Source organism: Arenimonas malthae CC-JY-1 (assembly GCF_000747075.1).
Lineage (GTDB): Bacteria > Pseudomonadota > Gammaproteobacteria > Xanthomonadales > Xanthomonadaceae > Arenimonas > Arenimonas malthae.
In genome coordinates this window covers 1-21233 of record NZ_AVCH01000162.1, presented here as the reverse complement: position 1 = coordinate 21233, position 21233 = coordinate 1, and the positions used below count along the sequence as shown (strand labels likewise).

At 69.6% G+C, this 21233-nt stretch carries 25 protein-coding genes; 7 read left to right on the top strand and 18 right to left on the bottom strand.

Annotation, left to right across the window (positions count from 1 at the left end; all coding sequences use genetic code 11):
* Positions 1 to 27: 27 nt before the first annotated feature.
* On the bottom strand, positions 28 to 1065 hold the full coding sequence (locus N790_RS09020) for a L,D-transpeptidase (RefSeq protein ID WP_052385827.1): 1038 nt from the start codon (positions 1063 to 1065) through the stop codon (positions 28 to 30).
* Between the two features lie 383 nt (positions 1066 to 1448).
* Here N790_RS09020 and N790_RS15260 point away from each other — a divergent pair, with 383 nt between their 5' ends.
* A complete protein-coding gene (locus N790_RS15260; protein WP_084062802.1) occupies positions 1449 to 2312 on the top strand; it encodes a helix-turn-helix transcriptional regulator in 864 nt (287 codons plus the stop codon).
* 106 nt (positions 2313 to 2418) lie between these two features.
* Here N790_RS15260 and N790_RS09010 read toward each other — a convergent pair whose 3' ends face one another.
* Positions 2419 to 4971: a TonB-dependent receptor plug domain-containing protein gene (locus N790_RS09010; RefSeq protein ID WP_043803445.1), complete on the bottom strand. Its 2553-nt coding sequence runs from the start codon at positions 4969 to 4971 to the stop codon at positions 2419 to 2421.
* A gap of 284 nt (positions 4972 to 5255) precedes the next feature.
* Here N790_RS09010 and N790_RS09005 point away from each other — a divergent pair, with 284 nt between their 5' ends.
* Genes N790_RS09005 through N790_RS08995 form a run of 3 tightly spaced genes read left to right on the top strand, consistent with a single transcriptional unit; the run spans position 5256 to position 6951 of the window.
* The gene (locus tag N790_RS09005; protein ID WP_211251979.1) at positions 5256 to 6032 is read left to right on the top strand and encodes a sulfite exporter TauE/SafE family protein; all 777 of its coding nucleotides are present in this window, start codon (positions 5256 to 5258) and stop codon (positions 6030 to 6032) included.
* Positions 6033 to 6081: 49 nt separating this feature from the next.
* Positions 6082 to 6465 carry a rhodanese-like domain-containing protein gene (locus tag N790_RS09000; RefSeq protein ID WP_043803463.1) on the top strand — a complete coding sequence of 128 codons (384 nt, stop codon included), beginning with the start codon at positions 6082 to 6084 and terminating at the stop codon, positions 6463 to 6465.
* A 9-nt stretch (positions 6466 to 6474) separates the two neighbouring features.
* Positions 6475 to 6951, top strand: coding sequence for a DsrE family protein (locus N790_RS08995; protein WP_169742167.1), 477 nt, complete (start codon positions 6475 to 6477; stop codon positions 6949 to 6951).
* A gap of 69 nt (positions 6952 to 7020) precedes the next feature.
* On the opposite strand, the gene N790_RS08990 is transcribed toward N790_RS08995, so the two are convergent.
* The 3 genes from N790_RS08990 to N790_RS08980 all read right to left on the bottom strand — a co-directional run bounded on the left by N790_RS08990 (position 7021) and on the right by N790_RS08980 (position 9355).
* The gene (locus N790_RS08990; protein WP_043803442.1) at positions 7021 to 8370 is read right to left on the bottom strand and encodes an OmpP1/FadL family transporter; all 1350 of its coding nucleotides are present in this window, start codon (positions 8368 to 8370) and stop codon (positions 7021 to 7023) included.
* Positions 8371 to 8486: 116 nt separating this feature from the next.
* Complete coding sequence (locus N790_RS08985) at positions 8487 to 8927, bottom strand: YeeE/YedE family protein (protein WP_043803459.1); 441 nt, start codon at positions 8925 to 8927, stop codon at positions 8487 to 8489.
* Complete coding sequence (locus N790_RS08980) at positions 8927 to 9355, bottom strand: YeeE/YedE family protein (RefSeq protein ID WP_043803440.1); 429 nt, start codon at positions 9353 to 9355, stop codon at positions 8927 to 8929. The genes N790_RS08985 and N790_RS08980 overlap by 1 nt, the downstream gene beginning before the upstream one ends.
* An 89-nt stretch (positions 9356 to 9444) precedes the next feature.
* Here N790_RS08980 and N790_RS08975 point away from each other — a divergent pair, with 89 nt between their 5' ends.
* The gene (locus N790_RS08975; protein ID WP_084062800.1) at positions 9445 to 9786 is read left to right on the top strand and encodes a metal-sensing transcriptional repressor; all 342 of its coding nucleotides are present in this window, start codon (positions 9445 to 9447) and stop codon (positions 9784 to 9786) included.
* Positions 9787 to 9805: 19 nt separating this feature from the next.
* On the opposite strand, the gene soxB is transcribed toward N790_RS08975, so the two are convergent.
* The 8 genes from soxB to soxC are packed head-to-tail and all read right to left on the bottom strand — an operon-like array spanning position 9806 to position 16562.
* Complete coding sequence (soxB, locus tag N790_RS08970; RefSeq protein WP_043803439.1) at positions 9806 to 11518, bottom strand: thiosulfohydrolase SoxB; 1713 nt, start codon at positions 11516 to 11518, stop codon at positions 9806 to 9808.
* A 1-nt stretch (position 11519) separates the two neighbouring features.
* Positions 11520 to 12167: a sulfur oxidation c-type cytochrome SoxX gene (gene soxX, locus N790_RS08965; RefSeq protein WP_043803436.1), complete on the bottom strand. Its 648-nt coding sequence runs from the start codon at positions 12165 to 12167 to the stop codon at positions 11520 to 11522.
* A 10-nt stretch (positions 12168 to 12177) separates the two neighbouring features.
* Entirely contained in the window at positions 12178 to 12993 is an 816-nt protein-coding gene (gene soxA, locus N790_RS08960) for a sulfur oxidation c-type cytochrome SoxA (protein WP_043803435.1), read from the bottom strand.
* Between the two features lie 4 nt (positions 12994 to 12997).
* Entirely contained in the window at positions 12998 to 13309 is a 312-nt protein-coding gene (soxZ, locus tag N790_RS08955; RefSeq protein WP_043803433.1) for a thiosulfate oxidation carrier complex protein SoxZ, read from the bottom strand.
* 28 nt (positions 13310 to 13337) lie between these two features.
* The gene (gene soxY, locus N790_RS08950; RefSeq protein ID WP_043803430.1) at positions 13338 to 13799 is read right to left on the bottom strand and encodes a thiosulfate oxidation carrier protein SoxY; all 462 of its coding nucleotides are present in this window, start codon (positions 13797 to 13799) and stop codon (positions 13338 to 13340) included.
* Between the two features lie 37 nt (positions 13800 to 13836).
* On the bottom strand, positions 13837 to 14172 hold the full coding sequence (locus N790_RS08945; RefSeq protein ID WP_043803429.1) for a c-type cytochrome: 336 nt from the start codon (positions 14170 to 14172) through the stop codon (positions 13837 to 13839).
* A 25-nt stretch (positions 14173 to 14197) separates the two neighbouring features.
* Positions 14198 to 15220, bottom strand: coding sequence for a c-type cytochrome (locus tag N790_RS08940; protein ID WP_043803427.1), 1023 nt, complete (start codon positions 15218 to 15220; stop codon positions 14198 to 14200).
* Complete coding sequence (gene soxC, locus N790_RS08935) at positions 15204 to 16562, bottom strand: sulfite dehydrogenase (protein ID WP_043803426.1); 1359 nt, start codon at positions 16560 to 16562, stop codon at positions 15204 to 15206. Before soxC ends, N790_RS08940 begins: the two co-directional genes overlap by 17 nt.
* A gap of 74 nt (positions 16563 to 16636) precedes the next feature.
* On the opposite strand from soxC, the gene N790_RS08930 reads away from it, so the two are divergent.
* Positions 16637 to 17620, top strand: a complete 984-nt coding sequence (locus N790_RS08930; RefSeq protein ID WP_043803424.1) for an MBL fold metallo-hydrolase — start codon at positions 16637 to 16639, stop codon at positions 17618 to 17620.
* Between the two features lie 33 nt (positions 17621 to 17653).
* Here N790_RS08930 and N790_RS08925 read toward each other — a convergent pair whose 3' ends face one another.
* Genes N790_RS08925 through N790_RS08905 form a run of 5 tightly spaced genes read right to left on the bottom strand, consistent with a single transcriptional unit; the run spans position 17654 to position 20760 of the window.
* Positions 17654 to 18619, bottom strand: a complete 966-nt coding sequence (locus tag N790_RS08925) for a sulfurtransferase (protein WP_052385825.1) — start codon at positions 18617 to 18619, stop codon at positions 17654 to 17656.
* Positions 18620 to 18629: 10 nt separating this feature from the next.
* Positions 18630 to 19301, bottom strand: coding sequence for a DUF6969 family protein (locus N790_RS08920; protein ID WP_052385824.1), 672 nt, complete (start codon positions 19299 to 19301; stop codon positions 18630 to 18632).
* 24 nt (positions 19302 to 19325) lie between these two features.
* Positions 19326 to 19625, bottom strand: a complete 300-nt coding sequence (locus tag N790_RS08915; RefSeq protein WP_043803423.1) for a hypothetical protein — start codon at positions 19623 to 19625, stop codon at positions 19326 to 19328.
* A 29-nt stretch (positions 19626 to 19654) separates the two neighbouring features.
* Entirely contained in the window at positions 19655 to 20215 is a 561-nt protein-coding gene (locus N790_RS08910) for a DUF6691 family protein (protein WP_043803421.1), read from the bottom strand.
* Complete coding sequence (locus N790_RS08905; RefSeq protein ID WP_052385823.1) at positions 20212 to 20760, bottom strand: YeeE/YedE thiosulfate transporter family protein; 549 nt, start codon at positions 20758 to 20760, stop codon at positions 20212 to 20214. The genes N790_RS08910 and N790_RS08905 overlap by 4 nt, the downstream gene beginning before the upstream one ends.
* A 145-nt stretch (positions 20761 to 20905) precedes the next feature.
* On the opposite strand from N790_RS08905, the gene N790_RS08900 reads away from it, so the two are divergent.
* On the top strand, positions 20906 to 21233 hold a 328-nt coding region (locus N790_RS08900), incomplete at its 3' end, for a prolipoprotein diacylglyceryl transferase family protein (RefSeq protein ID WP_043803419.1).

Here is a 21233-nt window from a genome sequence, read left to right as displayed (position 1 = left end):
GCATACGTCCGGGGGTATCTGGCTGCCTCAATGGGGCTGCGGCGGCCGGTTTCCATCCCCCTCCAGCACGGTTAGCGCCGAGGCCGGGCGCAACCGTTCATCCGTGACCACCAAGGTGGCGCCGGGGGCCAGGGCGTCGTACACCCGGGCCACGAAGGCCGGGTCCACCCGCAGCGCGGCCGCGGCCAGGCTGGCGGCCGGGTCGTCGCCGCCCTCGCCCAGCACGCGCAGCCAGCGGCGGCGCGGGCGTTGGGGAAGCAGGGGGACGGCGTCTTCCCGCAGGCCCTCGAGCAGGGTGTAGGCCGTGGTGCCGCCGGGCAGCGGGCCCGCCACGCCGATTGGCGCGCGGCCGATCTCGACGCCTTCGCGCAACACCACCATCTCGCGGTCGCCGGTGCTCAGCACCACGGTGAGCGCGCCGGCCGGGGCGGCGTCGGGTGTCCAGGTGTAGGCGGCATCGGCCGGCGGCGGCAGCGTGAGTTCGGCCACGGGCGTGCCGGCGCGCGGCGGTATCGGCGGCATCGGAAACAGCGCCGGGTCGGCCAGCATCGGCGCGCGCCCGGGTTCGTCGATGATCACCACGGTCATGCCGCGCTCGGTGACGCCGAACAACTTTTCCGAGAACGCCTCCGGCAGGCGCACGCAGCCATGCGAGGCCGGGTAACCCGGCACGCGGCCCGCGTGCAGCGCCACGCCGTCCCAGGTGAGCCGCTGCATGTACGGCATCGGCGCGTCGTCGTAGAGGTTCGAGTAGTGCTCGCGCTTCTTCTGCAGGATGGTGAACACGCCGGTGGGCGTTTCGTAACCCTTCTTGCCGGTGCTCACGGTGGCCACGCCGATCCGCACGCCGTTGCGGTAAACGTAAGCGCGCTGTTCGGGAAGGCTCACCAGCACCAGCAGCGGACCTTTCGGCGCGAGTTCGGGCAGCCACAGGTATTCGCCGGGCAGCAGCTGCAGCGGCGCGGGGGTGGGCGCCGCTACCGGTGGCGCTGCGGCCAGCGGCAGGGCAAGCGCCAGCAGCAGCCAGGCACCATGGAAGCAGGGGCGGCGGGTGTCGCGGGCCATGGCAAGGTTCCGGGGCGATGCCATGGCCATGCTACCGGAACACCCGGCGCACAAATGAAAACGGCCCGAATCCATTCGGGCCGTGTCTGCGAAGGCGAACCAGTTTGTCCCGAACCCACTCTGAAGGTTCCCGGATCGCCGTGCCGTTGGAGAGAGAGAGAATTGGCGTCGCTGACCGGTGCATCTTGAACGTTGCGCATTGCGCTGGCGTGTACATGGATTGCCGCTTGGATTGACGTGGCATCGCGCTTTTCGCCGCTTTTCTGAACCGCTCCGGAACCGCACCCCCGGACGTCCGCTGTCCGCACCCGTGGACATGACCTCCGACCCATGCGGCCCTTGTGGTGCCGTGGAAACTGGCGCTATCCCCCGGAAAAAGTGCCATGAGCCAACGCGCAGCCTTGTCATCCGCCTCGCACCATCGCCTCGGCTTCGCGGAAGCCCTCGCGCTGTCGGGCGACCGATTCCATTTCGTCACCGCCACCGAACGCGGCGTGCAGATCGACGTTCCCGCCGGCTGGGCTTCGGCCTGGTGGGTGCTGCGCGGCTCGCTCGGCGTGCAGTCGGCGCAATTCAACGGCGACGTCGCCGCGGGCCGCCTGCTCACCTGGCAGGACGGTCCGCTGCGGCTGTTCTCGCACGGCCCGGTCGGCGCTATCGGCATCGCGGCCCCCGCCGCGCTGTGGAGCCGCCGCCTGCAGGGCACGCAGGGCGGCTCCGACCGCATGCTGCTGCCCTGGCAGCACGAACCCGAACGCGAGCTGCGCCGCCTGATGGTGCGCGTGGCGCGACTGGCCCGGCAGGGCGAGGCCCGCCACGAAGCGGCGCTCGGCGCGCTGGTGTCGGCCCTGCACGACGCCCAGTGCCCGCTGCGCCAGCACCTCGACGCCTGCAGCGGCCGCACCACCCAGCGCCGCGAGCAGGTGCTGGTGCGGCTGATGCGCGTGCGCCACCTGGTCACCTACGGGCGCGAGTCGCGCCTGGACCTGGGCCGCCTGGCCGAAGTAGCGAACTATTCGCCCACCCACCTGATCCGCCTCTACCGCGAAGTGTTCGGCGAAACCCCGGTGGAGTACGCCAGCCGCCTGCGCGTGGACCGCTCCTGGACCCTGGTGCGCAACACCCGCATGCCCATCGGCGACATTTCCGAAGTGGTCGGCTTCGAGAGCAAGAGCGCGTTCTGCCGCTCGTTCAAGGCCAAGTTCGGCTACACCACTTCGGAAATCCGCCGCTCCGCGATGCGCTGACCGCCAGCGCCAGGCAAGGCCCAAGCAAAAGGCCCGCAACCAAGGTTGCGGGCCTTTCTTCTTGCTTGCCCCGGCGCCGGGGGAACCGGCGCCGGGAGCGGGTACATCAGAACGTCTGCGTGTAGCGGAAGTACGTGGTGCGGCCGTAGGCGTCGTACAGGTAGAAGTTCCACGGACGGCCGTCGAACGCGGTCAGCTCCGGGTAACGGTCGCCGACGTTGGTGGCACCGACGGTGATGGTGCCCTTCCACGGCGCGTTCCAGGTCAGCTGCACATCGTTGGTGGCGTAACCACCCACCGGGCCGTTGGCGCCGATGTAGTTGATGTTCCAGCCAGCAGTGAAGTCACCGATGGTCCAGGTGTTGTACAGGCCAGCGCGGCGATCCGGGTAGCCGTTGATGTCCAGGAACTCGGTGATGTTGCCCAGGCCGTCATCAACCTCGTAGCTGTTGATGTACGAGACCGACAGCTGGTTGCGCAGTTCGCCGTACTTGCCCAGGTCGAAGCTGGTGTTGGCGCGGAAGTCGAAACCGTCGGTCTCCAGCGTGCCCTGGTTGGCGTAGCCGGCGATGATCTCGTCGATGGAGCCGTTCGCGCGACGGGTGATGCTCATGCCCGGCGGGATCGGACCATAGGTGGCCGGGTCGAGGTCGGAGTTGATGATCGCCTGCGGGGTGATCTGGGCGATCGTGTTCTCGATCTCGATGTTGTAGTAGTCGAGCGAGACGTCCAGCCACTCCAGCGGATCCCAGACGGCGCCGATGCTGAACTGGGTGGACTGCTCCGACTCCAGGTTCGGGTTGGCCTGGAAGTAGGTGTCGACCTGCAGCTGGCAGGTGCTCGGCTCGCCCAGCGCGGCGCAGGACGCGGCGTCGTTGACCGGCTCGGCCGAGAACGAGGTCTTGGCGTTGAGGATGTCCAGGCCCGGGGCGCGGAAACCCTGGCCGAAGGAACCACGCAGGGTCAGGGTGTCCAGCGGCTGCCAGCGCAGCGCGACCTTCGGCGAGAAGTCGTTGCCGTAGTCGCTGTAGGAGTCGAAGCGGCCGGCCAGCGTGATGTCGAAGGTGCTGGTGAACGGCAGCAGCCACTCGAAGTAGGCGGCCTTGGCGTCACGCGAGCCCGAGGTCGAGTTGCCCGAGGAACCCAGCACCTGGCCGGCTTCCGACAGCGAGTCGTACAGGTCGATCAGGTTGTCTTCGCGGTACTCGACGCCGAACACGCCGTTGGAGGTGCCGCCGCCCATCTCGAACAGGTCGAAGTTGACCAGCGCGTAGATTTCGTCGGTGGTCCAGCGGGAGTCACGGCTGATGGTGGCCTGGATGCCGGACAGCACCGACGGGTCGGCGCCGTACGGATCGGTCAGGATGTAGTCGCCGTTGTTGGCGGCTTCGTTGGCCAGGTTGGCCACGATGTAGCCACGGCCCAGCTCGACGTACTTGTAGTCGGTACGGCGCATGCCGAAGTCGATGCCGACGGTGTCGGTCAGCTGGCCCTGGAAACCGATCAGGAAGTCGGAGTTGGTGGTGTCGGTCCAGTTGTCGCGGTTGCCCGCGGCGGCGAAGCGGTGGAAGTAGTAGGTCGGCAGGCCGTCGGTGGTGCCCGGGGCGCAACCGCCGGCGCCGCAGGCGACGCCCGAGTTGATGTCGTTCGGGGTGCCGTCGTCGACGACCACCACGCCCGGGACCGGCGCGTAGCGACCGAAGGTCTCGACCTTGGTCATGCTGGCCGAGCCGTAGATCGACCAGTTGTCGTTGATCTGGTGGTCGGCGCGCACGAACACCGAGGTGTTGTCGACCTTGGCGTCGTTGGCGGCCACCGAGTTGAAGTTGAACGAGCAGGTGCCCGAACCCGTCACCCAGAACGAGCCCTGGGTGCAGTCGAAGCCCGGGACGGCGACGATTTCTTCGTTGTCCCAGTCGTAGTAGTTGTTGCCGTAGGTGGAGACGCCCAGGCCCTGGCCACCGATCTGGTCACGGGTGAAGACCATGCCGCGCTTGGACGACGCGGCGCCACCGATGACGCGGGTGCGGTCGGAGGACGAGCCGAACACGACGGACATGTCCTGCAGGTCGCCGCCCTTCACTTCGGTCGAACCGATGCCGTAACGCACCTCGGCGCCGTTGAAGTCCTTGCGCAGGATGACGTTGACCACGCCGCCGATGGCGTCGGAGCCGTACACGGCCGAGGCGCCGTCGGACAGGATCTCGATGCGCTCGACGGCCGCCAGCGGGATGGCGTTGAGGTCGGTGCCCGAGGAAGCGGACATCGGGTTGGTCGGGGCGCGGCGGCCGTCGATCAGCACCAGGGTGCGGCCGGAGCCGACGCCGCGCAGGTCGATGGTGGCCAGCGACTGGGCCGAGGAGCCGGACTGCGGCTTGAAGTTGCCGAACGAGGCGAAGGTCGAGTCGCGCAGCACGTCGGCCACGGAAACGTCGCCCGACGCGTCGATCTGGGCGCGGTCGATCACGATGACCGGCACGGCGCCTTCGATGTCGGCGCGCTTGAGGCGCGAACCGGTGACTTCGATGGTGTCGAGGGTGGCGGCGTCTTCTTCCGACTCCTGCGCGAACGCGCTGGTGGCGGACAGCGCGCCGGCCGAGACCGCCGCCATGGCCAGCAGCGCGCGCTGGATGGACGCGGAAAGCGTACGGGATTGCATCTTGCGTTACTCCACTACTCAAGGCCGGATGGCCGGAGCAGTGATGTTTACAAGTGCTTAACAATATGACAGTAGCCGGCGTATGCATAAGCCGTGCGCAGGCTGAGCATTTCGGTGTGCCAGGATTCGTATTTCCGCCGCCGGCCGCGGGACGACGCCTTGCAATGGCGGGTGCCGGCTCCTACATTGGCGGCGTGGGATATACCCCCCACCCTATCCAAGGCAACGAGCCCGATGAGCGTCCCGACCCCGCGCGCCGCAGTCCCCGCACCGGTGGCGACGCCATGATGTGGTTCGCCCTGCTGGGCGCGGTCGCCATCGGCCTGTCCCTGGGCCTGCTGGGTTCCGGCGGCTCCATCCTTACCGTGCCGGTGCTGGTGTACCTGGTCGGCCAGCCCGAAAAGATCGCCATCGCCGGCTCGCTGGCCATCGTCGGCGGCGTGGCGCTGGCCGGTGCCATCCCCTGGACGCTCAAGCGCGAGGTGGACTGGCGCAGCGTGGTCTGGTTCGGCATTCCCGGCATGGCGGGCACCTGGCTGGGCGCGGCCATTTCGCGCTGGGTGCCGGGGCCGGTGCAGCTGTTCCTGTTCGCGCTGGTGATGCTCATGGCGGCCTGGATGATGTTCCGGCCGGCGAAGGTGCGTCCCGAGGGGTACGTGCACGTGCCGCGCTCGCGCACCCTGATCATCCTCGACGGCCTCGGCGTAGGCGTGCTCACGGGCCTGGTCGGCGTGGGCGGCGGCTTCCTTATCCTTCCGGCGCTGGTGCTGCTGGGCGGACTGGCCATGCACCGCGCCATCGGAACCAGCCTGTGGATCATCGCGCTCAAGTCCTTCAGCGGCTTCGCCAAGTACGTCAGCGTGCTTGGCGCCGCCGGCATGGTGCTCGACTGGCGCCTGATCGGCATCTTCACCGCGGTCGGCGCCGGCGGCAGCCTGGTCGGCCAGCAGCTGGCTGGCCGGCTGCCGCAGCAGAAGCTGAGGAAGATGTTCTCGGTCTTCCTGGTGCTGATGGGCCTGTTCATCATCGTGCGCACCGCGCCGGGCCTGTTCGCCGGCTGACGCCGGCGTATGCTTCCCCCTGCTCCTCCCGCCACCCCAGGAGATGCCAATGAAAACCGTCCAGGACATGGTCGCCGAGGCCAAGGCCAACATCCGCGAGATCGACCACGAGCAGCTGCTCGAACTGCAGGCCGCGGGCACGCCCGTGGTGGACGTGCGCGAACCGGCCGAGTTCGCCGCCGGTTACATCCCCGGCGCGGTGAACATCCCGCGCGGCGTGCTCGAATTCGAGGTGGACGGCCACCCGGCCGTGAACTGCGTGAAGGACTCGGCGCTGGGCCATCGCGAGGCCACCATCATCCTCAGCTGCCGCAGCGGCGCCCGCAGCGCGCTGGCGGCCGATGCGCTGCGCAAGCTCGGCTTCCGCGACCCGGTGTCGCTGGCCGGGGGCTTCAATGGCTGGGCCGCCGCCGGCCGCCCCGTCGTCAAATAAGGAATGACCATGACCGACAAGACGCAAACCGGCCGCCGCGGCCTGCTGGGCAAGCTGGCCATGATGGGCCTGTCCCTTCCCGCGCTCGCCGCCGCCCGGCCCGCCGCGGCCGAGGCCTCGCCGGCGAAGCCGAAACACCGCACCGCCGCGTACCACATCAGCGACCACACCCGCGCCATCAAGATGATGCGCAACCTGGGCGCGCACCGCGCCGCGGACGCCAACGCCGAACTGGTGGTGGTGGCCTTCGGCGGCGGCGTGGATTTCCTGCTCGACGGCGCCATGGACGAGCACGGCAATTCCTACGAATCCATCGTCGACACCCACGTCGCGGCCGGCGTGAAGTTCCGGGTCTGCAACAACACCCTGGTGGCGCGCCAGATCAGCCGCGAACAGCTGCTGCCCGACGTCGAGGTGGTGCCTTCCGGCGTGGCCGAACTCACCCGCCTGCAATGCGACGAGGGCGCGGCCTACATCAAGCCCTGACGCCGCCACCCCGCGGGCAATGAAAAGGCCGGGCCGCCGCGGGGCGACCCGGCCTTCGTCTTTCCTGGCTCAGCCCTTGAAGTGGTAGCTGAACTCGACTTCGTACTGGTCCATGCTCAGCTCGGCCGTCTGCGCCGGGTCCAGCGGGTTGCCGCCGCGCACTTCCACCGAGGGCGCGACCATCGCCGACACCGTCCAGCGGTTGCCCTTGGAACCGTGGGCGCGGCTGTAGCCGACGGTGAAGTGGTTCTCGACCACGCCCGGGGCGAGGATGTTGAACAGCACTTCGCTCGAAGGGATCGGCTGGTCGGTGTGGCTGTAGCCGAAGTACCAGGTGGAGTCGGCCGTGGCGCGGTATTCGGCGCCGAGCTTGAACACCGTCATGTCGTCCCAGCCGAAGCCGGCACCGCCGTTCGCGCCGAGCGGCGCCATCATCAGGTTGGGCAGCATCGGATTGGCTATGGAATCGACGTCACCGTAGGCGATCCACTGCACGTCGAACTCGACCGTCAGCTTGTCGCCGGCGTCGAAGGCCATGCCCACGGTGGCGGTGGCCGGGATGTCGAAGTCGCCCTGGTTGGCGAACAGGCCGGCGTAGTCGTCGAACTCGCTCATCGACATCTTGGTCTGGTACGAGGCGCCAAAGCGCACGCCCTCGCCCAGCTGGGTCTGCATGCCCAGCTTCAGGCCCAGGCCGTAGCTGGTGTCGTGGCCGTTGTTGGTGAGCTTGGTCGGGTCGGAAGAAAACGGCGCGAAGTTGCCCAGGCCGCGGGCCTCGAAGCTCTGCAGCGCGATGATGGGCGAGATGCCGAACGAAGAATCCTCGCCGAAGGCCCGCGCATAGGTCGGCGCGATGAACATCTGCATCAGGTCCACGCCGGCGGTGCCGTCGCCGAAGGTGCCCGGCATGGTGAAGCCCATGCCCGGGGGCACGCTGCCCATGGGCACGCCGAAGGTGGCGCTGCCGCCGAGGTAGCGGGTGTTCATGCCGCCGTTGCCGTACACGGCCACGCCGATGGCGGCGTTGTCGCCCAGCGAACGCTTCCAGCCGAAGTGCGGGATGAGGAAATAGTCCTTGTCGCTGCGCAGCCTGGCCGGGCCGACGCCGAAGGTGCACTGCTGCGCCGACATGCAGGCGCCGGACGGGCCGCCGGTGACCTCATAGCCGCGGTCGGGCGAGAACCAGGCCATGCCCGCGTCCATGCCGTCCTCGACGCCGAGCAGGCCGGCCGGGTTGGTGGCCGGGGCCAGGGTGTCGAGCGAACGGGCGACGCCGGTGCCGGCCATGGCTTTGCTCTGGGTGCCGTAGCCGTGCGAGAAGTAGCCGTTGGTGGCGAAGGCGGACCCGCTCCCGAGCAGCGAGATCGCCGCGAGGATCGCGGTGGTTTGGAGCTTACGATGGTGGATGGTGCTGCGCATGGTTCCCTCCCCGGGATTTCACCGCCGGCGCGCGAGCCGGTGGCGTGTTTGCCCTGGCCGACCATCGGCCCGTGGCTTTAGTTGTTCGGTGGGAGGCTGCGGGCGGCGCATGGCGCCTAGCTCCGGCAGTCGTCGCGGAGCGCCGTGCGCGCCGCGTGCAAGGCACGCACCCCCACGCCCGCCGCCATGGCGAGCACGAAGGCGAAGAGTTCCGGCCGGCCCGAGCCGAGGCCGGCAATCGCCGGGCCCGGGCACAGGCCGGCGATGCCCCAGCCGGCGCCGAACAGCAGCGCGCCGACGACGAGGTCGCGGTCTATCTCGGTGCGTTCGGGCAGGTACCGGCGCGGCGCCAGCACGGGGCGCGCCTGGCGCCGCAGCGCCCACTGGAACATCGGCAGCGCCACTGCCAGCGCGCTGGCCATCACCACAGCCAGGCTCGGGTCCCAGGCGCCCGCCACGTCGAGGAAACCAATGACGCGCGCGGGATCGGTCATGCCCGCCAGCGTCAGCCCGGCGCCGAACAGCGTGCCGCAGGCCAGGGCAGCGACGGCGCGCATCAGCGCCACCCCGCCAGTCGCAGCAGGAACACAGTGGCCAGGCCGGCCGCCATGAACACCGCCGTGGCCGCCAGCGAGCGTGGCGACAGCCGCGAGATGCCGCAGATGCCATGCCCCGACGTGCAGCCGCAGCCCAGGCGCGTGCCGTAACCCACCAGCAAGCCGGCCAGCACCATGCCGCCCCAGCCGGCCTGCAATTGCATGCCACCGGTGCCGGCCACGAAGTGGCGCACCAGCAGGTAGCCCGCCACCAGCCCGAGCAGGAACAGCACGCGCGACGCGGTCCCAGGCAGCTTCGGATTGGCCAGCGCGTCGCCGAAGAATCCGCTCACGCCGGCGATGCGGCCATTGAAGATGAACAGTAGTCCGGCCGAGAGCCCGATCAGGGCGCCGCCGGCGATGGCCTGCAGCAGCTGGGCTTCGTTCATCGCGCCACCCCGGCCCTGCAGGCCGCGCTGCGACCGGCGCTGCGGGCGTCGTGTGCTAGCATTCCCGAAGCAATTTTGGAACCGCGAACATGCCGACCCCGAGCAAGCGCAAGGCGCCGAAGAAGGCCACCGGCACCGCCGTCGCCACCGTCCAGACCGCCACCGAGATCCGCGCCGCGCACCAGCGGGCCATCGGACTGCGGCTGCGCCGCGTCGAAGGCCAGATCCGCGGCGTGCTGCGCATGGTCGAAGGCGGCGAGTCCTGCGAGGACATCGCCCAGCAGCTCGCGGCCGCGCGCCAGGCGCTCGACCGCGCCTTCTTCGAGATGATGGCCTGCAGCCTCGAGTACGAGATCGCCGACGGCCGGGATGAGAGCCAGCGCCAGGAGCGCGTGTCCGGCATCATCCGCACCCTCAGCAAGTACGCCTGATCGTTCCAAGCGCGTCACCTCAGCCCGCCAGGCCCGCATTGCCGTCCACGCCGATGAGCTTCGGCTGCTGGACATCCTTCAGCGACACCGTCTTGCGGTCGCGCAGCCAGCCGGCCACCACGTCCCAGATAGGTTCGCCCTGCGCGCCTTCCGCTACCGGCGCCCAGCCGGCCACGCGGTAGGTCTTGTCGGCTTCCACCGCCACGCCGCCGATGCGCATGTCGCGGATGCGGTTGCCCATGCTGGCGTTCGGGTCGATCGAATAGTCCATGCCGCCCACGCGCACCATGTCGCCGCCCTGCTGGTAATACGGGTCGGCGTTGAACAGGTTGTCGGCCACGTCCTCGAGCACCGTCTTGAGCATCGAGCCCTTCATGTCGGTGAGCGTGGAGTGCGGGTAGGTGATGGCCGTCTGGTCCATCAGGTGTTCCATGCGGATCGTGTCGCCCGGCAGCAGCGACGTGCCCCAGCGGAAGCCCGGCGACAGCGCCACCTGGGCGCCCTTCACCTCGAGCATGGCGTCGAGGATCAGCTGGTCGAAGCTGCCGTTGAAGTTGCCGCGGCGGTAGAGCAGCTCGTCGGTGCGGGCCAGCGGCTCGTCGAGCCTGGCCAGGTAGGGCGCGCGCACGTCGTCGATGAGCTTCTGCATTTCGCCGTCGGCGGCCAGCGCGTTCGCGAACACCGGCAGCAGGCGGTATTTCCAGCTGGCCACCTTGCCGTTGCGCACGTCGAAATCGAGCACGCCCAGGAACTTGCCGTTGCTGCCGGCGTTGGTCACCAGGGTTTCGCCGCCGGCGTTGCGCACGCGCGTGGGCATCGGCATGCCGTCGTGGGTGTGGCCGCCGAGGATGGCGTCCAGGCCGCGCACGCGCGAGGCGAGCTTGAGGTCCACGTCCATGCCGTTGTGCGACAGCAGCACCACCACCTGCGCGCCCTCGGCGCGGGCGGCGTCGATGGCCACCTGCATGGCCTCTTCCTGGATGCCGAAGCTCCAGTCGGGCACCATCCAGGCCGGGTTGGCGATGGGCGTGTAGGGGAAGGCCTGGCCCAGGATGGCCACCGGCACGCCGTTCATTTCGCGGATGACGTAGGGCTTGAAGACCTGGTCGCCGAAGTCGCGGGTGTTCACGTTCTGCGCGACGAACTCCACCTTGCCGGCGAAGTCCCGGCTGATGATTTCCTGCACGCGCTCGGCGCCCAGGGTGAATTCCCAGTGGCCGGTCATCACGTCCACGCCCAGCCGCTTGCAGGCGTCGACCATGTCCTGGCCGTTGGTCCACAGCGCGGTGCCGGAGCCCTGCCAGGTGTCGCCGCCGTCGAGCAGCAGCGCGCCCGGGCGGGAATCGCGCAGCTGCTTCACCAGCGTGGCCAGGTGGGCGAAGCCGCCGACCTTGCCGTACTCGCGCGCGCCCTCGACGAAGTCCAGGCAGGTGAAGGCATGCGCCTCCGGCGTGCCGGCGCGCAGGCCGAAGCTTTCCAGGAAGGCCTTGCCGACCACGTGCGGGGCGCGGTTGAGCGCCTCGCCGACGCCGATGTTCACCGACGGCTCGCGGAAGTGGATGGGCAGCAGCTGGGCGTGGCTGTCGGTGAAGTGCAGCAGGTGCACGTTGCCGTGGCGCGGCACGTCGTAGAGCCGGCGCATCGCCCGCGGGCTGCGCGCCAGCGCCGGGTCGGACTGGGCCAGTGCGGCGGCCGCGGCCGCCATGACGGACAGGAATTCGCGGCGCTGCATTTCAGTCCTTCCCGGGCGCTTCGAGGTTGACCGGCGACTGCGGGTCGAACAGGTAGGCCATCACGTCCTTGAGCTGCTGCTCGTCAAGGATCTTCTTCTCGCCGAAGCGCGGCATGTGCGAGCACGCGTTGTAGGCGTGCGAGTTCCACAGGCGCGTCCAGGTGTACTTGAGGATGGGCTCGCTGTTGCCGCGCAGCTTGCCGTACAGGCCCAGCGAGGGCGCGATGGTGCCGTAGGCGATCTCCTCCGCGGCCATCTGGTGGCAGGCGTAGCAGTTGCCGCCGTTGGGCAGGTTCGGGTCGTCGTTGCTCTGCAGGCCGGTGCCGGTCTTGGCGATCTTCTCGCCGTTCTTCCAGTCGCCCAGGTAGTTGCCGTCGGCCGGGAAGCGGATGCCGGCGTTGGCGGCTTCCATGATCGTGGTGACGAGCTCGGGCGGCACCGGCTTGCCTTCGTATTCGCTGCAGATGCGCTGGGTCTCGTCCTGGTCCAGGCGGTCCATGCCGGCCTGGCCGCGCGGGGCGAAGGAGCCGGTGATGTCGAGCGGCGCATCGAAGGCCGCGGCGGTCTCGCCGGCCTTGGGCGCGTGGCCGCAGCCGGCCGCGAACAGCGCGGCGAGCAGCGGCAGGGAAGCGGTTCGGAGGGTCTTCATGGTCGGGGTCCTATCGCTTCAGTCCGGGCGAATCCATCACGGCGCCGTTGGCCTGCACGCCGAGGTAGGTGATCAGGCCGATGGCCACGTCGGAGCCATGCTGCAGGCCGGGCAGGCGCTGCTGGCGCATGCAGTCGTTCATGCGCCACTCCAGCGTGCGCACCGCGCCCTGGCTCAGGCGGTAGGCCGGCCAGGTCGGGAACGAACCCTTGGCGCCCTCGACGGTGTTGAGCCGCGGCATGTCCTGCAGGCGGATGCGCTTGCCGTCGTGGGTGTGGCAGGTGGCGCAGGAGAAGTCGTGCGGGCCGGCGCGGTAGTTGAAGAAGCGCTTGCCGTTTTCGAAGGCCCGGCGCTCGGCCGGGTGCTGCTGCGGCACCGCCACCGTGGTCCCGCGCGACTGCGCGGCGATGTAGGCCGAGAGCGCCTCGAGGTCGGTCTGCTGCTGGCCCTGCTCGGAGAACGGATGGGCACGCAGGGCCGAGACGTCCAGGCCCTGTTGCTTTTCCATGCACCACAGCAGGCGCATTTCCAGGTCCATCACCTGGCCGGCGTCCTCGAACCAGCGCGGCAGCTGCGCATAGGCGCCCTGCATCACGCCCGGGCCCAGGCCCAGGTCGCACTGCTCCAGCGAGGCCTGCTTCGGGCCGCGCACCGCACGCCAGATCTCTTCGCCCTGCATCTCGGCCAGCTCGGCCGGGTTGTCGTCGCCGAACATCTCGCGGTACTCCGCGAACACGTCGTTGCCCGACTGGGCGAAGCTGGCCGACACCGGCGCCAGCGCGAGCGCCAGGCCGAGCACGAAGGTCTTGGGGATGGACTGGTTCATGGCATCACGCCAGCGCGACTTCGTCGGTACGGGTGTCGCCCTTGTTGTCGGTCCAGGACACCTTGACCTTGTCGCCGGCCGCGCCGCCCTTGAACGAGAACTGCAAGAACGGGTTCTGCGAAACGGCCGCGCCCCACTCCGCCGACAGCACTTCGCGGTCGTTGTGGTGCGCCACCACGGTGGTGATGAAGTGCGCGGGGACGACGGCGCCGGCCGAGTCCTTGCGCTGGCCGGTTTCCATCGGGTGGGACATCAGCACCTTCACTTCGGTGGTGTCGCCCTTGATCGTGGCGCGGATGCGCATCGGGTTGCCCATGTCTGTTCTCCTTCGTCTTTGTCCGGGTTCAGCCGCCGCAGCCGCCAAGGGTGACCTTGGTCTCGCGCGACACCGAGTAGTTCTTGCCGTTGGCTCGCACCACGGCGGTGAGGTTGCAGGTCTGCGCGACCTTCACGCGGGTCTGCACGGTCGGCAGGGTGCCCTCGGGAATGGAGAACACCGCGACCAGGGGGTTCGGGTTGGCTTCGACCAGGATCGAGATCTGGTCGGTGCCCGGGAGGTTGCTGGTCACGCTGACCGGCACCACGGCGCCGTTCTCGGCGATTTCCGGGGTCTGGAACACGATCTCGGCGCTGGTTTCGGCCGCGCCGCCGATGCCGGCGATGGCGTCGTTGACGTTCGTGGCGGTGAAGGCCGCCTCGGGGCGGACCAGCTTGGCCAGCGCGCGCACCGGCCACGCCGCGGCGACGCCGAGCAGGGCCAGCGCGGAGGCGCCGGAGACGAGGAAGGAACGACGATTGAGGTTCATGGGAACTCCGTGTTGCTCGTGGGGTGGAAGGCGGGGGTCAGGGCTTGGCGCCGCCGACCAGCCAGTCGACGATCAGTTCCAGGTCGGCATCGCTGATGTTCGGCTGCGGCGGCATCGGCACCGGGCCCCAGGCGCCGGAACCGCCGGCCTTGATGCGGGCTTTGAGCGCATCCTTGGCGTCGGCCTGGCCGGCGTACTTCCTGGCGACGTCGGCGAAGGCCGGGCCGACGATCTTGTTGTCCACGCCGTGGCAGGCCGAGCAGGTATTGCGCGTGAGCGCGTCGGTCGGCGCGGCGGCGCTGGCGGCGCCGGACAGGCCGGCCACGGCGAGCGCGGCCAGGGGAAGCAGGGTGCGGGTGTTTCGCTTGTTCATCGTGTTCGCCTTGCGTGGAATGGGGTTATTCGGGCGCGCCGTCGAGCAGCCAGCGCACCAGGGTCTTCACCTGCTCGTCGTCGAGCTGCGGCTGCGGCGGCATCGGGATGGCGCCCCAGACGCCGGAGCCGCCGCTGCGGATCTTCCCGGCCAGGTAGTCGGCCGCGTCGGCGCGGTCCTTGTGCTTCGCGACGATCTCGCGGAAGCCCGGGCCGACCAGCTTGGCGTCGATGCCGTGGCAGCCCAGGCAGGCGTTGCCCGACAGCAGCTCGTTGGGCGCCTTCGACACCGCGGCCTCCTCGGCCGGCGCCTCGCCTTCGGGCGAGGTGCGCGCGCCGCGGATGGCGCCGTACTCGCGGTTCTGCTTCTGCAGCTCGCCGTGGGCGTTGCGCGCGAAGTCGGGCAGGCTCGAGGTGATCTCGGCCGACTCGCGGCAGTTCTTCATGCAGGCCTTGTTGCGGGTGTCGGGCTTGCCGTCCACCTTCCACAGGCCGTGCTCGAGCGTCATGCCGTTGCGGTTGGGCATGCGCGACTGCGCGAAGGCGATGTTCTCGTGGCTGAGCACGTAGTCGGCCGGCACCACCTCGGCCAGGTTGAGCATGTAGGCCACCACCGCGTACACCTCGTCGGGCTTGAGCGACTTGGGCTTGTCCCAGGGCATGGCGCGGTTGATGAAGTCCCACAGCGTCGAGACCGTGGGCACCTTCATGATGGTGGTGCGGGTGGCGCCGGCCTGGGCCAGCGCGGCCACGCGGCCGGTTTCGATGTCCTGGGCGGTGGTGTTGCCGATCAGCGGCGGGAACACGTGGTTGGCGTCGCCGAAGTCGCCGTGGCAGGACGAGCACTTCTCGATCCAGATCTGCTCGCCGTCCATGACGCTGCCCGAACCTTCGGGCAGGCCCTGGAAATCCGGGCGAACGTCGATGTCCCAGGCCTTCACCTCGGCCCCGGTGGCCGGGCGGCCGATGCCGTCGAATGCGCCCGCGGCCGGCGCCAGCGCCAGCAGCAGCGCCAGGGAAAGGCCCGCGAACTCAGGCGATCTGGACATTCGACACCTCGCCGTTTTCAGCGACCTTCCAGGTCTGGATGGCGTTGTTGTGGTAGACCGAACGGGTGCCGCGCACCGCGCGCAGCTGGCCGTAGGTGGGCTGCACGTAGCCGGTGTCGTCGATGACGCGGCTCTGCAGCAGCGCCGGTTCGCCGTTCCACGCCCAGCCGATGTTGAAGCGGGTGAGCGCCTTGCTCAGGACCGGGGTCTCGAGGCGCGCGGTCTGCCAGTTGATGCCGCCGTCGAAGGAAACATCGACGCGCCTGACCTTGCCGCGGCCCGACCAGGCCAGGCCGGTGACGTTGTAGTAGCCCTTCTCCAGCAGCACCTGGCCGCCCGAGGGCGAGGTGATCACCGACTTGGCTTCCTGGATCGAGGTGTACTGGCGCATGGTGCCGTCGGGCATGAGGTCGGCGTAGCCGGAGGTCTCGTCCTTGGTGGCGTAGGGCTTGTCGCCCACTTCCAGGCGGCGCAGCCACTTCACCCAGCTCACGCCCTGCACGCCGGGCACCACCAGGCGCAGCGGGTAGCCCTGCTCGGGGCGGATCATTTCGCCGTTCATGCCGTAGGCGACCATGGCGTCGTCGAGCGCGCGCTCGATGTCGATGGTGCGGGTCATGCTGGAACCGTCGGCGCCTTCGGCCAGCAGGTACTTCGCGCGCTTGAGGTCGATGCCGCAGTCCTCGAGCAGCGTCGACAGCAGCACGCCGGTGTATTCCGAGCACGAGAGCATGCCGTGGGTGTACTGCACAGTGGGCACGGCCACGTTGCCCCACTCCATGGCGGAGTTGGCGCCGCATTCGATGAAGTGGATGCGCGACACCGACGGCAGACGCATCAGGTCGTCCATGGTGTAGACCTTGGGGGTCTTCACCAGGCCGTTGATCATCAGGCGGTGGCGGGCCGGGTCGATCTCCTGCCAGCCCTGGTGGTGGCGCTCGAAGTGCAGGCCCGACGGCGTGATGATGCCGAACAGGCCCTGCAGCGGCGTGAACGCCACCGAGGCCTGCGGCACGCTGGCCAGGCCCGGGCTCTCGCGGCGAACCAGGTTCGATTCGTACTTGGCCGGCATGCCGTAGGGGCGGTGCGCCACCGGCAGGCCGAGCGAGGTGGACCACGGCGGCAGGTTCAGGATCTCGGGGTCCCCGGCTTCCTGCGCGGCGGCCAGGCGCGGCAGCGCGGCCGCGGCGGCGACGCCGGCGGCGGCGGTGAACATGCGGCGCATCCAGTCGCGGCGCTCTTCGTTGAAGCCTTCCTTGTTCACCGACTTGATGAAGTCGTTGTCGAGGAAACCTTCCGGTGCCTTGAGCAGGCGCCCCGGGCGGCTCGGTTCGGAACTCATGCGTGTTTCTCCCGCATCTTCGATTTCATGGCGTGCTGGTACGATTCCGTGCACATCCCCTGACGGCTGCCGGCATGAACCCGACCCGCGCGCGACTTTCTCTTTCCCTGCTCGGCGCCGCGCTCGCGCTGGCCACCGGCTGCGCGAGCACGCCGGTGGCGGCGCTCGAAGCGGTGCGCGTGGGCGAACACAGCTGGTACTTCCACGGCGACGCCGGCGTGGCCAGCCAGGCCAACCGCGGCTACACCAGCAACGCCGGCTTCGTCGTCACCGACGAGGGCGTCGTGGTGGTGGACACGCTGGGCACGCCCGCGCTGGCGCGCGAAATGCTGGCGGCCATCCGCGCAGTCACCAACCAGCCCGTGCGCCGCGTCGTCGTCACGCACTACCACGCCGACCACGTCTACGGCCTGCAGGTGTTCCAGGCCGAAGGCGCCGAGATCTGGGCGCGCAGCGAAGGCAGGCTCTACCTCGCGTCCGACCTCGCGGGCGAACGCCTGGCCCAGCGCCGCGTAGAACTGGCGCCGTGGGTGGACGAAACCACCCGCGTGCTGCCCGCCGACCGCTGGATCGAATTCAAGGACACCGAAAGCGAAGACTTTTCGCTGGGCGGCATCGATTTCCGCCTGGTCACCGGCGGCCACGCGCATGCGCCCGACGACCTGATGCTGCTGGTGGAAAACGACGACGTGCTGTTCGCCGGCGACCTGTACTTCAGCGGCCGCCTGCCCTTCGTGGTGGACGGCAATACGCGCGGCTGGCTGGCGGCCATCGAACGCATGCAGGCGGCCGGCGCCAGGGTCGTGGTGCCGGGCCATGGCGAAGCTTCGGAGAACGTCGCTGCCGACCTGGCGCTCACCGGCGGCTACCTGCGATTCCTGCGCAGCGAACTGGGCCGTGCCGTCGAGGAGATGATCCCCTTCGACGAAGCCTACGAGCGCATCGACTGGAGCGACTACGCGAACCTGCCGACCTTCGAGGCCGCCAACCGGCGCAACGCCTACACCGTGTACCTCGAGCTCGAAGCCGAGGCACTCGGGTCCGCCGACGGCGGCTGAGGCGATCACGGGGGCGGCCAGGAAGGGCATGGCTCAGTCCAGGCCCACCACCGGGTGGCCCAGCGTGGTCCACTCGTGCATGGAGCCGTCGTAGAGCTTCACGTTTTCCACGCCCAGCACCTCGCTCAGCACGAACCAGGCGCCGGCGGCCATGTGGCCGGTGTTGCAGTACACGATGCTGCCGGCCTCGGGCTTCACGCCCACGGCGCCCAGCACCTGGCGGTAGCGGTCGGCGGCGAAGAAGCCGCGCGACAAGCCGGCCTCGCGGGTGCGCACGTCCGGCGCGAAGTTCACCGCGCCCTCGACATGGCCACCCGCCGTCACAGCCGGCTTCTTGAAGAACAGGCCCAGGTACTGCGGCGCCGGGCGCGCGTCCACCAGCTGCGGGCTGGCGTGGCGGGGCTTGAGGTCGGCGGCGGCGGCCAGCCACTGGCCGCGCAGTTCGCCCGCGGTCCAGTTGCCCGCGGCCGGCGCGGTGGCGGCATCGGTCGCCAGCGGCAGGCCGGCCTGGCCCCAGGCGGCGTTGCCGCCGTCGAGCAGCGCCATCGCTTCGTGGCCATGCACCTTCAGGGTCCAGTACAGGCGCGCGGCCATGTCGGATTCGTCGAAGCTCTCGCCCGGCGAGGTGATCACCAGCACGTCGCCCTGGTTGACGCCCCAGCCGCGCACCAGCGCCTGCACCTGCTCGCGCGAGGGCAGCATCTTGTCGATCTTCTTGCCGTCGACGGTGGTGCTGATGCGCAGCGTGTTGAAGTCCACCGGGCGCGCGCCCGGCACGTGGCCACCGACGACGGTGAGCTTCTTGCTGCCGTCTTCGGCGGTTTCGTATTCGGGCGCCTCGGTGAAGGCGTCCAGGCCGTTGCGAACGTCGAGCACCACCACCGCGTCGCGGTTCTGGTCCAGCCACTCGGGGCTGACCACCGGGCCGGGCAGCTCCACCGCGGCAAGCGGCGCCGACAGCAACGCGGACAGCAAGAACATCAGGGCATACGGCTTCATGGTCCTTCCTTCAGCCCCGGGCCGGGGCGGTGGTGTGTTCAAGGCGGGCGAACTGACGCCCGAGGTCCAGCGCGCATTCCGACAGCAATTCGGTGCGGCGGTCTTCGAAGAGATTGGGACGGCGCGGCAGCTCGCGGGCGATGCGCTGGTCGCGCTGCTCGAGCAGCCAGTCCACCTGCGGGCGGAACAGGCGCGTCACGGCGCCCAGCCAGCGGTGCACCAGTTCCAGGCGGCGCGGCGTGCGCACGTCGAAGCGGTCGAGCATGGCGCCCACGGCCGCGGCCGGCTGCATCACCTCGTCGGTGACCCAGCGGTTGGTGGTGAAGGCGCGCAGCGGCAGGCCCGCGGCGTTCACCGACACGCCGGCCAGGTGGGTGAACGCAGGCTTGCCGTCGGCGCCGGAGACGCGCTGGAACAGGTGGAAATGACCGTGCTCGCGCTTGGCCACGCTGTCCGGATGCGCGTGGTAGTAGTAGCGGAAGCCGGTACCCGGATCGAGCACGTCGTCGGCGGGCAGGTGTTCCCACTCGCCGAGCGAGGTGCGCGGGAACATCAGCTCGGTCACCACGTTGCGACCCTTGCGGTGCAGCGCATGCAGCACGTCGAGCAGCTCCGAGCCGGCCGCGCGCAGGGCGGGCAGGTTCTCGTCGCGGCCGGCGAGGCGTGGCAGGGTCGGTGACATGGCGGGTCCGGGCGGGATCCGGCTTCAGGCGCAGGGATTGCGCGCTTTCTTCTTGCGCGGCGCCGGCGCGCAGGGATTGGCCGGCTTCTTGCGCTCGGCGGTGGCCGGGGCGGGCGCCGACTTGGCGGCCTGCGTGGTGGCCTGCGCCTGGTCCTTGTCCTTTTCCTTGTCGGCGTCCTGGCCCTGTTCGGTGGCCTGCTCGGTGGCCTGCGCCGGCTTGGCGTCCTGGGCGAAGGCGGCCGGGGCCAGGGCGCCGGCGACGAGCATCAGCGCCGACAGGCGTGCGGTGAGCGTGGCGGCGTTGCGGTGCGGGGTCTTGCGCATGGTCTTGCTCCTGGAATCGTTGCGGCCGCTCAGGCGGCCGCCTTGGGACGGGCGGTGAACCAGCCGACGACGGCGGCGACGGCGGTCAGCGCCACCAGCACCACCCAGTCGGGCACGCCGGCGAGTTCGGACAGCGTCTGCGCCTCGGGGCCGGGCAGCGCCTCGAGCATCGGCAGCAGGAAGTCGTAGGCGCCGGCGAACAGCCAGGTGCCGGCGATGATGCCGATGAAGAACACCAGGCCATCGATGCGACCGGACATGAAGCCGACCACCGACGTACCCGGGCAGTAGCCGCCGATGGCCATGCCGGCGCCCACGCCCACGCCGCCGAGCGCGGTGGCCCAGAGGTAGGTGGTGGGGATGTAGACCTGCTCCATGTCCACCAGGCCGGCCAGGCGCAGCACGTACAGGCCCACGGCGCAGACCAGGATGGCGGTGAACATCACGTTGAACACGGCCCAGTCCTGGAAGCGCAGCTGGGCGGTGAGCTTGCATCCGCTGGCGAAGCCGGCGCGTTCAAGCGCGAAGCCGAACACCAGGCCGCAGAGCAGGCCGGAGATGATGCCGTCGAAGCCGATGGGGAACGTCATTTCCAGAGCCTCCGGGTGAGCAGGCCGAACACCGCGCCCGAGATGAAGAAGCCGCCGAGGAAGACGAAGCCGGCCGTGGCCAGCGTGGCCGCGCCGGACAGGCCCAGGCCACTGGTGCAACCCAGCGAGATGCGGGCGCCGAAGCCGGCGACCATGCCGCCGAGCAAGGCCATGGCGATGCGGCCCGGCTTGCCCAGCGCACCCGGGCCGTCGAGCTGGATCTTGAAGCGGCGGGCGCTCAGCGCGCCGATCAGGGCGCCGAAGGCCACGCCGATCACCTGCCAGGTGATCCAGGCGTCGAGCGGGTTGCGCCCGTCCTCGACCATGCCGCCGAAATAGCTGTTGGCCTCGGTGGCGGCCGGCGCCACGACCTGCGCGCTCTTGGCGGCCAGGGCCGTGGTGAAGCCGCTGCCACCGAGGCCGTGGCCGGTGAGCACGAAGGTGAGCAGCAGGCCGAGGCCGAGCAGTACGCCCGCCGCGTGCGGGCGCCAGAGCGGCTTGGCCCCGGCGTCGAAGGAGCGGGTGGAACCGGGCACGGAACTCATGTTTGGATACCCCTACCGGTATAGGTATGACAGGGGCGCAAGGTGCGCCGCGGTCACGACACTGTCAACCTTGCGATGCAACAAATAATCGTTTCACTTGTAACCATCGCGGATGGATCGCCAACTCCGTCGCACTTCACTTCGCATGACGCCAGCACTCCACATCCCTGAAATTTCACTGGGCCCGCTGCTGCTGCCGGGTGGCCTGTGGCTCGCGCTGGCGATGTTCGCGGCGGCGCTGCTGGCGGCGCGTTGGCGGCGCCGCGGCGAGCACGGGGCCTTCGCCGAAGACGAGCGCGTGCTGTGGTGGGCGCTGTTCGCCGGCGCCGGCGGCGCGCGGCTGGCCTACGTGCTGGTGCATGCGCGCGCCTACGCCGATGCCCCGGCGAGCCTGCTCAACCTGCGCGACGGCGGCTGGTCGCTGGCGGGTGGCGTCGCGGCCGTCGGCGCCTTGCTGCTGTTCGTCGGCTGGC

Coding starts and splice junctions, on each gene's coding strand:
- N790_RS08990 (WP_043803442.1), bottom strand. CDS start 8,370: ATGCGCAGCACCATCCACCATCGTAAGCTCCAAACCACCGCGATCCTC.
- N790_RS09005 (WP_211251979.1), top strand. CDS start 5,256: ATGATGTGGTTCGCCCTGCTGGGCGCGGTCGCCATCGGCCTGTCCCTG.
- soxX (WP_043803436.1), bottom strand. CDS start 12,167: ATGAAGACCCTCCGAACCGCTTCCCTGCCGCTGCTCGCCGCGCTGTTC.
- N790_RS08910 (WP_043803421.1), bottom strand. CDS start 20,215: ATGACGTTCCCCATCGGCTTCGACGGCATCATCTCCGGCCTGCTCTGC.
- N790_RS08925 (WP_052385825.1), bottom strand. CDS start 18,619: ATGAAGCCGTATGCCCTGATGTTCTTGCTGTCCGCGTTGCTGTCGGCG.
- N790_RS08920 (WP_052385824.1), bottom strand. CDS start 19,301: ATGTCACCGACCCTGCCACGCCTCGCCGGCCGCGACGAGAACCTGCCC.
- soxY (WP_043803430.1), bottom strand. CDS start 13,799: ATGAACCTCAATCGTCGTTCCTTCCTCGTCTCCGGCGCCTCCGCGCTG.
- soxA (WP_043803435.1), bottom strand. CDS start 12,993: ATGAACCAGTCCATCCCCAAGACCTTCGTGCTCGGCCTGGCGCTCGCG.
- N790_RS08945 (WP_043803429.1), bottom strand. CDS start 14,172: ATGAACAAGCGAAACACCCGCACCCTGCTTCCCCTGGCCGCGCTCGCC.
- N790_RS08930 (WP_043803424.1), top strand. CDS start 16,637: ATGAACCCGACCCGCGCGCGACTTTCTCTTTCCCTGCTCGGCGCCGCG.
- soxZ (WP_043803433.1), bottom strand. CDS start 13,309: ATGGGCAACCCGATGCGCATCCGCGCCACGATCAAGGGCGACACCACC.
- N790_RS08915 (WP_043803423.1), bottom strand. CDS start 19,625: ATGCGCAAGACCCCGCACCGCAACGCCGCCACGCTCACCGCACGCCTG.
- N790_RS09000 (WP_043803463.1), top strand. CDS start 6,082: ATGAAAACCGTCCAGGACATGGTCGCCGAGGCCAAGGCCAACATCCGC.
- N790_RS08980 (WP_043803440.1), bottom strand. CDS start 9,355: ATGAACGAAGCCCAGCTGCTGCAGGCCATCGCCGGCGGCGCCCTGATC.
- N790_RS15260 (WP_084062802.1), top strand. CDS start 1,449: ATGAGCCAACGCGCAGCCTTGTCATCCGCCTCGCACCATCGCCTCGGC.
- N790_RS08905 (WP_052385823.1), bottom strand. CDS start 20,760: ATGAGTTCCGTGCCCGGTTCCACCCGCTCCTTCGACGCCGGGGCCAAG.
- N790_RS09010 (WP_043803445.1), bottom strand. CDS start 4,971: ATGCAATCCCGTACGCTTTCCGCGTCCATCCAGCGCGCGCTGCTGGCC.
- soxB (WP_043803439.1), bottom strand. CDS start 11,518: ATGCAGCGCCGCGAATTCCTGTCCGTCATGGCGGCCGCGGCCGCCGCA.
- N790_RS09020 (WP_052385827.1), bottom strand. CDS start 1,065: ATGGCCCGCGACACCCGCCGCCCCTGCTTCCATGGTGCCTGGCTGCTG.
- N790_RS08995 (WP_169742167.1), top strand. CDS start 6,475: ATGACCGACAAGACGCAAACCGGCCGCCGCGGCCTGCTGGGCAAGCTG.
- N790_RS08985 (WP_043803459.1), bottom strand. CDS start 8,927: ATGCGCGCCGTCGCTGCCCTGGCCTGCGGCACGCTGTTCGGCGCCGGG.
- N790_RS08975 (WP_084062800.1), top strand. CDS start 9,445: ATGCCGACCCCGAGCAAGCGCAAGGCGCCGAAGAAGGCCACCGGCACC.
- soxC (WP_043803426.1), bottom strand. CDS start 16,562: ATGAGTTCCGAACCGAGCCGCCCGGGGCGCCTGCTCAAGGCACCGGAA.
- N790_RS08940 (WP_043803427.1), bottom strand. CDS start 15,220: ATGTCCAGATCGCCTGAGTTCGCGGGCCTTTCCCTGGCGCTGCTGCTG.